The organism is uncultured Parabacteroides sp., assembly GCF_902493135.1.
Classification (GTDB): Bacteria; Bacteroidota; Bacteroidia; order Bacteroidales; family Tannerellaceae; genus Parabacteroides.
Map to the genome: position 1 here is coordinate 18,148 of NZ_CABUOD010000048.1, position 12,079 is coordinate 30,226.

Annotated in this window: 5 protein-coding genes; 2 read left to right on the top strand and 3 right to left on the bottom strand. The window is 52.5% G+C overall.

Features of this window, described 5'->3' with window-relative positions:
- Positions 1–38: 38 nt before the first annotated feature.
- Together RDN79_RS16430 and RDN79_RS16435 are read right to left on the bottom strand one after the other, a co-directional pair.
- Entirely contained in the window at positions 39–2,342 is a 2,304-nt protein-coding gene (locus RDN79_RS16430) for a BamA/TamA family outer membrane protein (RefSeq protein ID WP_298547790.1), read from the bottom strand.
- Entirely contained in the window at positions 2,339–6,967 is a 4,629-nt protein-coding gene (locus RDN79_RS16435) for a translocation/assembly module TamB domain-containing protein (RefSeq protein ID WP_298547788.1), read from the bottom strand. Before RDN79_RS16435 ends, RDN79_RS16430 begins: the two co-directional genes overlap by 4 nt.
- 174 nt (positions 6,968–7,141) lie before the next feature.
- Here RDN79_RS16435 and RDN79_RS16440 point away from each other — a divergent pair, with 174 nt between their 5' ends.
- Complete coding sequence (locus tag RDN79_RS16440) at positions 7,142–7,930, top strand: inositol monophosphatase family protein (protein ID WP_298547786.1); 789 nt, start codon at positions 7,142–7,144, stop codon at positions 7,928–7,930.
- 7 nt (positions 7,931–7,937) lie between these two features.
- Here the strand turns inward: RDN79_RS16440 and RDN79_RS16445 are convergent, their stop codons facing one another.
- The gene (locus tag RDN79_RS16445; RefSeq protein ID WP_298547784.1) at positions 7,938–9,113 is read right to left on the bottom strand and encodes a hypothetical protein; all 1,176 of its coding nucleotides are present in this window, start codon (positions 9,111–9,113) and stop codon (positions 7,938–7,940) included.
- A gap of 283 nt (positions 9,114–9,396) precedes the next feature.
- Here RDN79_RS16445 and RDN79_RS16450 point away from each other — a divergent pair, with 283 nt between their 5' ends.
- Positions 9,397–11,946 carry a hypothetical protein gene (locus RDN79_RS16450; RefSeq protein WP_298547780.1) on the top strand — a complete coding sequence of 850 codons (2,550 nt, stop codon included), beginning with the start codon at positions 9,397–9,399 and terminating at the stop codon, positions 11,944–11,946.
- Positions 11,947–12,079 lie beyond the last annotated feature (133 nt).

Consider the following 12,079-nt stretch of genomic DNA (forward strand, 5'->3'; position numbering starts at 1 on the left):
CCGCTCTTGGAGCGGAAAGCCGATTTGAAACCGTTTCTTTAGAACGGATAGCCGATTGCCAGGTGGACACCCATTCCGTCTTTGAAGTCCGGGATGTTGTAATAGCCTTTCTTTCCCGTATCGTACGGGACATGCAGGCCGATTCCCCAATCCAGGCGGATGACGAGGAAGGTCAGGTCGTAGCGCAGTCCGATGCCTGTGCCTAAAGCCAGGTCTTTCAGGAAACGGCCCCATTTCAACTGTCCGCCGGGACGGCTTTTGTCGTAGCGTAGCAGCCAAATGTTGCCGGCATCGAGGAAGGTCGCTCCGTGCAGGTCGCCCAAGATCGGGAAGCGGTATTCCAGATTGGCTTCGAACTTGATGTCGCCGGTCTGGTCCAGATAGCCGTATTTCGAATCGGTCGGGCGGTAGCTGCCCGGCCCGATGCTTCGGATCGTGAAAGCCCGGATACTGTTGGCGCCGCCGATGTAGAACTGTTCGCTGTAGGGTGTCGTGATCGAATTGCCGTAGCTGTAGGCGACGCCGGCCATCAGGCGTCCGACCAGGTGCTGCTTCTTTCCGAGATAATAGTTGTACCGTATTTCGCTCGTTAGTTTGGCAAACTGGGCGAAGCGGTTCCCTAACAGTTTCTTGTCCCGTTTGTTAAAGTTCTTACCGGCGATGGCATAGGCGCCGTCGAGAATAAGGCCCGCCTGTGTGATGGAAGACTGCCACCAGAGATGGTTCTTTTTGGTAGTGATGGGAGAATCGTCATACGTGTATGTATAGCCCATCGACGGGATGAACTGGTTCTCGAGGCTTCGCCCCAACGCCTTGTTGACATCTACGATGGAGTCGAATTCATGCGTCGTATGCTGCAACAGCGAGTAGGTCAGCTTGAACGGCGTCACCGAATGGTGGCTGGTCGCCGACGGCTGGAACTCGTACGAAGCGCTTCCGCCGAATGCCAGCATCTTGAAGAATTTGGCACGGTTCAACTGGTCCGCATAGATACGGAAGGAGGTGCTGGAAGGGTATTTCGTATCGTTCTTTATCAGGCTGGGGAAAAGCACTTGCGGGAAAGTAAGCGTACCGCTGATGCCGAACTCCCAGCTGTTGATCGCCGAGCTGCCGCCCGAAACCCGTTTGCCGGTCTGCCATTCGTAGGAGCCGCGCATGCTGACGCCGAAGGTCTCTCCTCCTCCGAATACATTCCGTTTGGTAACGCTGAAGATCGCGCCCGGACCGGTCTGGTCATTGCTCTTGGTGGTCACGTTCAGTTCCAGCTCGCCGTCCAGCGGAAGGTCGTAAACCGTGTTGATCTGCAGGTTCAGCGTATCGCAACGGCGAGAGGTGTCTTTGGGAGTATATTGCATTTCCGAATAGCGGAAAATGCCGAGACGGGAGAAGCCGGTCTGGGTCTTTTCCTGCTGTTGCTGCGAATAGAGGTCGCCAGGGCGGAATTTCAGCCGGTCGTACAGCACCTTCGGACGGACGCGCAACTTCCCTTCGTAAAAGACGGTCATATCCTTATACCGGATGGAATCTGTCGGCGGCTCGTTGTTGTAACCGTTCAGGAAGACCGATACGTCGCCTATCTTCCAGGGACGCAGTACGGTGCGGGGCAGCCCCGGCTTTGTAGAGATACGGAGCGCTACCTTTCCGGGATTCATGATCGTATCGGCCTGGTAGCTGATAAATTCGGGACGGAAATAGTAATACCCGTTGTTACGGAGCAGGGAAGAGATGCGCTGACGTTCGGCTTCGAGCTGTACGACATTGAAATTATCGCCGTCGTGCAGAAGGCGGTCGCCGATGTTACGCTGGACGAGCGTGTCGATGCGATGCCGTAGCCGGACGTATGCGATGCTGTCGTATGTGTAGGCATTGTTCATCTCCACCTTGTAGCTTATCTTTGCCTTTTTCGGGTTCTTGGGGTCCGGTTCCACTTCATAGGAAGTAGCCCCGTTGAAGTAGCCGTATTCGCGAAGCAGGTTATAGGCAACCTTTGTCCGGACTTCCGGATTGACCGCGTTGATGAAAACGGGCTTGGCCGCCAGTTTGTTGAAGATCCATTTGTTGAGTTTCCCCCTTTTGTTCACGAACGCATTGTACACCCACAGCCCGAACGGGAAAGGAATGCGGATGGACGAACTCCCAAGCAGGGCGTTATTGGGCGGATAGGCAAGGGCGGCCTCCACTTCCGTCAGCGCCTCTTCCCCTTCCTTGCTCTTGTCCTCGTCCGTCACTTCAATCTTCTTGATCCCCGTATATAAAACTTCCCCTTCCGGCAGATTCTTCGTCGTGGAGCAGGAAGCAAGGAGGAATAACGAAATAGATACAATATATTTGATGTGTTTCATTTTTTCTCTTCTGTTTGTTTGTCGTCCGTTACCGGCTTGGGTTTGTTCTTTTTAAAGATGAAGAGTTCACGGAGGTGAAGCATCTTTTTGCGCAGGACGATACCGGCGCCCGTTTCCGTGATCTCGCCTTCTAACAGGCTCTCGTAGTTCTTGTCGTGGAAGAGCTTGATGTAACGGGTCCCGCTACCGTCGAGGCGGTATTCGATCGATACGTTGTCGATGAACTGCTGCGACTGCCCGGCGCCCGCATCCTGTCCGGTCGAAACACGTCCACCCAGTATGATGCTGATCCGGTCGTTGTAGAACCGTTTGGCGAAGCGGAAGGAGAAGTCTGTCCGCTCCCCGCCCGATCCTGTGCCGTTCTGGTCGTACTGCTCCATGCCCAAAGTGATATCCACGGACTTCAAGGCGCTACCCGCGATATTGTTGATCTCGCTTTGCAGGAAGCTGTTCAGGGCGGCGCCCATGTCAAGGCTCGGCTTCTTTCCGCCACCGCCGACATCGCTCATGTTGAGGTACATTCCCGTGACAAGCATCGTGACGGCGATCTGTGAGCGTTGCCCTTCACCCATCTTGTCCAGTTCCTGTTGCATGGACTGGTCTTCCGGTGCGGAGAGGATAAATTGCAGTTGCAGGTTCTCCAACGTCTGCTTGATGGCCACGCCGACATTGAACGTGACTAGCCGTGAACTGCCGTCGTCCTGTGTGACGGATGCCCGCATCCGCTCGGTAGCCGTCAAGTTCAGCATCGGGTCCATCGGGTCGCCGCTCCACTGGACGTAGCTGCCGTCCTGTATCGTGAACTCTTTCAGCGGAATGATCGGCATGGCATATTTTACCATGCCTCCCGACAGCGTATAACGCCCGTTCAGGATCATTTCACCTTGTGTCGTGTATTGGAATGACAAGTCGCCGCCCCCTTCCAGTTCCACCCGGCTCGATTGGTCGGGGGTGATATCTGCGTTCAGACGGACGGCCTGGTCGATCCGGATCGTCATCAACATGTCCAGTCCGCCGATGGGCAGAGGTGCTTCCGGCCGGTGCCGACGGGTCAGCAGCGTGTCGGAGAAATCGGTAAAGGTCACAAGGTCAGCCAAACGATCTTGGGCCGTAAGCGGGGATTCCTGCATCACGTAAGTGACGTTCGTCCCGCCCAACAGTTGTAAGTCTCCTCGCATGATCAAGGCGTCGAGCGGCCCTTTGACCGTCGAGTTGAGGTTGACGAGCAGCTTTCCGTACACCATGCTTTCCTTATTGCGTTTCACATTCAGCAGTTGCAGGTCGTGAGCCGTCAGTTTCAGGTTCGCCATCATCCGGGAAGGATTATGAATGTCGATCGTCCCGTCGATTACAAACGGATTGGTTCCCGAAGCATAGATGTTGTATTGGTCGAAACGGATCAGATTGTCCCGGATCTTGATATCCCGCTTGTCGAAACGGAAGGAAGAACCGACTGCCGTGACATATACCGCCGAACTGTCCATCCTCACATACCCGTTGACAGCAGGGGCCGAGGTGGTCCCGGTTATCGCCAGCTCCCCTTGCAAGGCTCCCGTCAGTTTGGCCATATTGTCCGGAATGAACGGGTTTACCATTTCCAGCGGCAAGGCGGTGATGTTCATATTTCCGTCCAGGTAATCCGTTTTACCCATTTTGTAATAGGCGTTGATCGCCGCCACCTCGTTACGGTCGCGGAAAAGGTGCATGTCGACCTGATGTTCCTTGTCGCTAAGCGGCAGGTAAACGGTGTTGAACATCAGTTCACCCACCCGTCCCCCTTCATAGAACAAGCTGTCGATATGAGCGTCCGCCACAACCATGAAGCTGCTGTCCGAAGGGGCATACTGCAAGTCGGCACTCAACATCCCCCGCATGGAAGGGAGGTCCGGGAATCCCTTTGTGATCGCATCCAGGTCTATCTGGCTCAGCTCGGCATGGATTTCTTCCATCCCTTCTCCTCCGGCAAGCGAATGGATCCAGAGCGAAGCGTTGTTCTCGCCGGTCAGCCGGACATCGGCGGCAATATTTTTTATATCGCGGTACAAGATATAATTGTCGGCATTCAGCTTAAACGTGCGGAAAGCCAGTATCGGATCTTCCGGGAAGAGATGCAGGCGCAATCCCTCTTTCTCCTTGTCGACACGGGCTCCTAACCGGAAGCCGGTTTTGCCTTGGCCGTCGGCATATTCCAGTTCGGCATCGGCAAAGGTATTACGGACCTTTCCCCGCAAGCCGGCGGTGAAAGGTTGCTGCTTCCTGTATTTTGTCTTGATGACTCTCGTGTCGTACAGCAGGCCGAGCGAATCCTGCCGGACGATGAAGCAGATCGTGTCGATCCGTGTCGTGTCCTGCATCAGGTTGAAGAGATCGGCATCGAGGAAGAGGCCCTTTTCCGGCGAGGTGCTGGCTTCGATATCCAGGTCGTCGAAGGTAATATAATACTGTTGCAGGATGTTGTAAATCGGATTATCCTTACCGGCCGTGATCTTCAGGTCCATATCCGGCAGGAGCGGACGGAAAGCCGGAATGTCGATCATCGAATCGCGTTCCAGCTGTCGGGTGAGGCCTTCGTTTATTTTCGTGAACTTATCGGCCATCGTCTCGATATCCGCATTACCGGTCAGGACGACTCCGAGGTCTCCGGCGTGGAAGGAGACACGGGTCGTGTCTTTATCGCTATGAGCACGTAAAGTCAATGTTTTCGGGTGGAACTTGCCGGTCGGGTTCATCAGTTCCCAGTTACCGAGGGTAACGTCCACCTGGTTATTCTTCCCCATGTCCGTTTCCGCCTCTGCGAAAAGCTGGAAGGAGGTCGCCAGCGAATCGTTCATAAAGTGCATGCCGTACAAGTCCAGGTTTTGCACGTCGGCGATCAGCATCGCATTCACTTTCTTCTTATGGAGGGTTGCATTCAGCGACATATCCATCTTTGCAAGCGGATAATGGCTGAGCAGGTCGAATTTCAGCAGGTTCTTTTCCAACGAGCCGTCCAGCTTCACGTCGGATACGGCGTATGTCCCATACTCGATATTCGTAATCTCCCCGTCTAATTTGGCCCAGGTGGTAACGCGAAACGGATCATACCCTTTCCCCTCGGCACGGATCGAGGCGGTCAGGCGGTAAAGGGAATCTTTGGGAAGGAAATCGGTCGGTTTCAAACTGTCGACCTTCAGGTCGGCTTGGTAAGACTCCCGTGCGGGGTTATAACGTGCCGTCAGTCCGACCCTGCCCTCGCCTTGTGTGAGCAAAAGGCCGGCGCGGTACTCCTGGTTCTGCAAAGTCGCCTCCCCTTTCAGTCGCATTGCCGGAAGGTTATAGCGTGAACGTTCGGATACCGGCAACATACTGAGGACAAAATCGAGATTCCCGGTTTGCACATCCAGCTGGAACTTACCCGAACGGCGGATGCTGTCTGCCACGGCTTTCATCTCTCCTGTGACATTCAGATCGAAGACGCCGGGCAGTCCGCCTTTCAGCTGGCGTAGCCGTAGAGCAGCCAGGTTCCCTTCTATTCCGGCTGTCAGGCTGATTTCTTTCTGAGGATAGGCTTGCTTGAACTCCTTGGGGAGAGGACCGGCAAAGACAAATACATCTTCTTTTCCTACCGAGGCGGTCAGCAGGCTACGGAGCGTGCCGCTCGGCGTATTGTCGAACGAACTCCAGGGAACGGTGGCCAGCAGGCGGATCTCCGAGTAAGGTGTTTTCAACAGGAACCCCGGCACCTGTATCGCGGTGCTGTCACTGCTGATATCTCCGGTCAGCGAACTGATCGTCAGTCCCGAACGGTCGTTGGCGGAAAATTCTTTGATCCGTGCACCGATATCCTTTCCCCCGTATAAAAGCGAATCGATCCGGATATTCACATCATTCAAGGCAATATGTGCCGGATCGAAACCCGGAGCCGGGTCATCGTAGCTGCCGTCGTAACTTAGGGAAGAACCGGACAGAAGAAACCGGGAAGCACTGTAGCGTGCCGATCCGAGGTCGATCCTTCCGTCGGTCAGTCCCGCCTTGTCGATGTAAGTCGCAAGACGCAGCGAATCGTCCGGCATCTGCATGGCGAACGCTACCCGGTTCAGGTCGATTTGGTCCAGCGCCAATTTCCAGTTGACAACCGTCGATGTCGTATCTTTGTTTGTTGTCGTATCGCTCATCAGAAGGGTGACGGCTGTATCCGAAAGGTCGATTTTGTTCAACCGGGCAATCTCTTTTCCGAGGTCTATACGGTCGGCTTTGGCATAGAGCTTTCCTAAAGTTCCTTTGATCACCATTCCCTCGATCAGGTTGCCTGTATTGGCTTTTACGCCACGCAGGTCGATCGCATCCACCAGGACTTCTTTTTTCAGCAGCGGCAGCGGACGGATGTTAACCTGGAAACTTTCGAGCAATAATAGCGTGTCGGGGGGAGTCATCACTTTCACATCCCGTACCGTCAAGTTAAGCGGAAAGGATAGACGTATCTGTCCGATCCCGATATTCATACCGGTAGCTTCACTGGCATATTTGGTGGCTAACCGCACAGCGAAATTCTGGAAGGGAGGTATATACAAAAGAATTGAAATCAGGATGACCAATACCACCGGTATCAGGCATATGATCCCTATTCGCTTCATCCAACGTCTCATTTGTCCTTATTGTGTGTTTTCGTTATATTCATAACGGTTAAAGGGTCTGTTTTGTTTGACATTCCGTTAACAAAAATAGGGAATAAATTAAAAATAAAGAAGGAATATCGATAAAACGGTAATAATAACCGCCCGGAGCCGTTATATTAAGGCTGAACATAAAAAGATGAAACGATGATCGGAATATCGAACCTGGAATATCTTTGTGCGGAAGTACGGCAAATAGCCCGCAATGCCGGTACATTCCTGCGTGACGAACGGCAAAAGTTCGACCGGGAGAAGGTAGAGGAAAAGAGTGCGCACAATTATGTCTCGTATGTGGATAAAGAATCCGAACGGCGTCTGGTCGAACAACTTTCGGCATTGCTTCCCGGTGCCGGGTTTATTGCCGAAGAGGGGTCGGGAAGCTTGACGGACGAGGACTATTGCTGGGTGATCGATCCGCTTGACGGGACTTCCAATTATATCCACGACATGGCCCCTTACAGTGTCAGTATCGCCCTGAGGAATAAGGAAGAATTATTGTTAGGTGTTGTATATGAGGTCTGTCGTGACGAATGTTTTTATGCCTGGAAAGGAAGTAAGGCTTATCTGGACGGCAAAGAAATCCGGGTGACGGATGTGGCTGTTCTGGACAAGGCTTTTGTCGCGCTCGGTTTCCCTTACGATTCCGACCGTTACCGTCCGGTCGCCCAAAAACTGGTAGACCGTTTGTATGGCTATGCCGGAGGGACGAGACTGCTGGGCTCTGCCGCGGCCGAGCTTTGCTATGTCGCCTGCGGCCGGTTCGATGCCCGGATAGAAGGCTATCTCGGCCCGTGGGATGTGGCGGCAGGCGGTCTGATCCTGATGCAGGCGGGTGGCAGACTGACAGACTTTGCCGGTGGCGGCACTTGGCCTTCTGCCGAGCAGGTGGTGGCGAGCAACGGGGTGATACACGACACGATCCTTCGCTTACTGTAGTATCCGGTCAGAAGTAATATCCCAAACTGATATTGAATCGGGCGTGCCAGGAGTTACTGCCCGTCCCCGCACCAAAAGCATTCCAGTCTGGACCGAACCACGGCTGGTGCAACCCTTGCGCATAATCCACATAGCAGAGGACTGGGCCGGCGGTAATGAGACAGCCGGTGACATTCTGGAAGCTGTCATGAAATGATTTGTCCCATTTCTGCATCCAGCCGAAGTCGTTATAGAACTGGATACTGTTCACGATCCCTTTTGAAAAAGGAATTGTATATCCGGCGCTGACAGAATAGATATTTGCCTTTGCCGCTATCTCGTAAGGAGCGTTGAATGCCGTCATCGTCACAATGTCGCGAGTTTCTCCCGGCTTGTTTTTCGGGTACATGGCATAGGTGGATACCTGCGTCTTGAGGCTTAATCCCTTCCAGTACAGTTCATGATGGACGGCAAACGCATAATGTGTACCGTTCTTTTCAGTATCCAGATTGTAGAGCATGCCGAATTCGGCGGATGCGCCTATCTTCTGCCGGGTTCCGTCTCCCCATTTATAGAAGACCTGTCCGTTGAACTGGTTGACTTCTTTGTTGCGGCCCGCAACATCGTAACTGTAACGATCTCCTGCCGTTTCCGAATCCGATCCGAACAGTTCCTCTTCCGAGTTTTTGAAGAAAGCGAGGGCATATTCCCACCGGTCGGCGGTGTACAAATATTTGATTCCCATATCCGAATCGTCTTCCAATCCCAGATAGTATGCGATTTGGAAGAAATAGTTGTGTGCGCCGTATGGCTGTATACCGAACGGCACGCGTGTCAGCCCGACCTGCAACTGATGTCTGTCATTGAACTTGTACCCGATCCAGCCGGATTTCAGCATGGCGCCGCCCGAAGGCTTTGCATAGAAGCGGAAATCCACATCCAATAAAATCTTTTTATATGATCCGGCCACTCCCAACTTAAAAAGATCATACCCGAAGTCGCCTCCCCGTTTCTTCGAACCTTCTTTCCAGTCCGAATAGTTATAGTTGAACCTGAGAAATCCACTGAATTTAAGATGTGGCAATTCTTTCCCTTTTGTGATTGTCTCAAGCCAAGTGGCGGTCGAGTCTTTTGGCAATTCCATACCGGTTGCCGGGAGTGCCAGCAATACACTTGCCAGCAGAAAGAACATTCTGTGTTTCATATCCGAATGATGTGATAATTTATTATTTGTGTATTTTAACCCTTACTTCTTAAATATAGTTTTCGATTATATAACTTTATATCAGCCGGAAAGGTTCAAAAATCCGGCCTGAATATATCGACTGTTTTCCGATAGCTGATATGAATTAAATTACATCCTCTTATCTGAGAGATAAAACAGGAATGCTTTCAACCTTTTACTGTTTTCACTGTTATTATTTAAAATAGGGATTCTGTAACGATTATCATCTTATATCATGAGTAAAAAAACGTTTCTAAAAAGAATGCTGGATATAACTGTCTTAGCCGGGGCGGTTATTGCTTGTTTTGTCGTAGTCTCTTATTACTGGTCTTTATGGCAAGGCGGAGATACCGTCTTTGTTTCCGCCGCAGAGGCCGTTCCTGCCTCTTCGTCGCCTTTGCCTGATCCGCAGGTCGTGCAGCAGGCCGACGGCGGGTCTTTTCCGGCCGGGAAACAGTATTGCCTGGTCTGTCATGAAGGAATAGAGCCGGCACGTCCTTTGCAGTCGGGCATGATGCAGGCAATCCTGGCAAAAGGCGCTTCGATGGGAGATCCGAACGGTTGCGTGGTCTGTCATGGCGGAAATCCGGCAGAAACGATTAATAGCCGTCTCGCCCATAGCGGAGCGCCTGCCGGAAGCCGGCTCGCCTCTTTTACGCCCGTGCCCGGTGCCTTGCAGGTGAATGACAATACTTGCGGGTTGTGTCATGGCGACCATACATACAATGTACGCCGTTCCAATATGAATACCGACGCCGGTAAGATGAAAGCCATCATGTGGAGCTGGGGGATCGGCACGGAGAACCATGACCATGTTTATGCCGACCACCGGATAGACGATCCGGATGGCCATACTCCCCGTTTCGGTTCGGATACCTATAAGGCCTATATGAAAGAAATGGCCCGGAACTTCCCCGGACAATTCCCCGATAAACTGGAAAAAGTCCCCGAAGCCTCGTTGGACAAGCTGGAAGAGATGCCGGAACAGGCCGCATTTACCTATTTGAGGAATTGTAACGCCTGCCATTTAAGTAACAAAGGAATGCAGGACAGAGGGCATTATCGCGGGATGGGGTGTGCCGCCTGTCACAGCCTTTACAGTAATGAAGGTTATTATGAAGGAGGCGATCTTTCGATAGACAAGAAAGCTACCGGCCATCTGCTGGTCCATGCGATGCAGGGTACGCGTAAGTCCCCTCAGATAGTGAATGGTAAGCTTTTGTCCGGCATACAGGTTTCTACCTGTGCTTCCTGCCATTCCGCCGGCCGTCGCATTGGACATGCCTATCAAGGGTTAATGGCTCTGGACCACAGTGACAATCGGGGGCCTTTCGATGAGAAAGGCTTGCCGCAGCAGACCAATGGCGGTTATGTTTTCAAATATATGCGCGATGATGCCCATCACCGGATCGACAAGGACGGTAAAAGCGTAACCGGTTTGCTGTGCCAGGATTGCCATACGACCAATTCCATGCACGGCAACGGCAATATAGGGACTACCACGCTTGCTACTGTCGAGATAGAATGTGCCGACTGTCATGGTACCCCCGACAGATATCCCTGGGAATTGCCGATCGGCTATGGTGACGAATTTGGTAAGAAACCGGATAGAGACGAGGCGCGTGGCCTGGCTGACGCACCGATGGAGGTCACTTCCCGTTTTGCAACGGTCTATCCGAAACAAGACGGCTATTTGCTTACGGCACGAGGCAATGCTTTCGGTAATGTCGTGAAAGACGGCGATAAGGTCATGGTCCATTCCGAGACCGGGCTGGATTTCAATGTCCCTCTCCTGAAGCAAATGGAGAAAACCGATACCTGGTCTGATCCCGTAAAAGCAAGAACAGCTATGGTTGCCGTCTCCAAGCATATGGAAAAGTTAGAATGCTATGCATGCCATTCGACTTGGGCAGCCCAATACTATGGTTATAAGTATGTAATCGACTATACAAAAGAATCTATCGACTGGCTCGATTCTCCGGAACAGGTTGCACAGGACGGCACGACTGCCGATTACCATAAAAAATATGTGATGCAAAAGGGTGCTCCCACATACGGCGATTACAGCCATATGCGAGGGGAGAATCCTCCATTAGGGATTAATGGCGAGGGACGTGTCACGCCTCTGGTCGGTGTGATCCAGACTGTCGGAACAGTGATCGGACCGGATGGCAAGACACTTGTCTGGAACCGGGTGGCTAAGACGGCAGCCGGCTATGATGCAATCGAACTGGCTCCTTTGAATCCGCATACAACCTCAAAGGCCTCCCGCGAATGTGCCGATTGCCACGGAAACCTGCAAGCGATGGGCTACGGAACGGATGGCGGCCTGTATGATGCCGAACCTGCCGTTACTCGCTATGCCGATGTAGTCGATGCCGGTACCGGTAATGTCAGCCATTATACTCGTGCACAGATCAGTGCCATCAAAGATTTGCACGGTGATTTCATGCAACTGCTTGCTTCCGATGGTCACCAGGTACAGACGATCGATACGCATTGGCCGACCTCCATGCCTCTGACAGCCGACCAGCTCGAATGCCTCTCTCGCGGCGGGACCTGTATGGCTTGCCACCGGGATATTCCGGATGGTTCGATTCCGATGAAAATGTTGGGGCAGGTTGCCAAGGTCGCCAACCTGAGTTTTGCTTCGGCTGACGAACATGCTCATCTGTTGCGTGAGAATAATATCCTGATTGCCTGGATCAAGGTGTTTGCCATCATCGGGGGGATTATTGCCGTACCGGTAGCCATCGTATGCATCCTGAAACGAAAGAAAATAATGGCAAGAATCCGTCGCATTCTGACTTAGTGCAGAAGCGAGATTCCGGAACCGGGCCGTTTCACGCAAAGGAGGTGTGTCAAAATTCCTTTATCACGATCTTTTAGGCACGGATTTCACGGATTTACACGGATAAATTTATTATCTTTCCGTGTAATCCGCG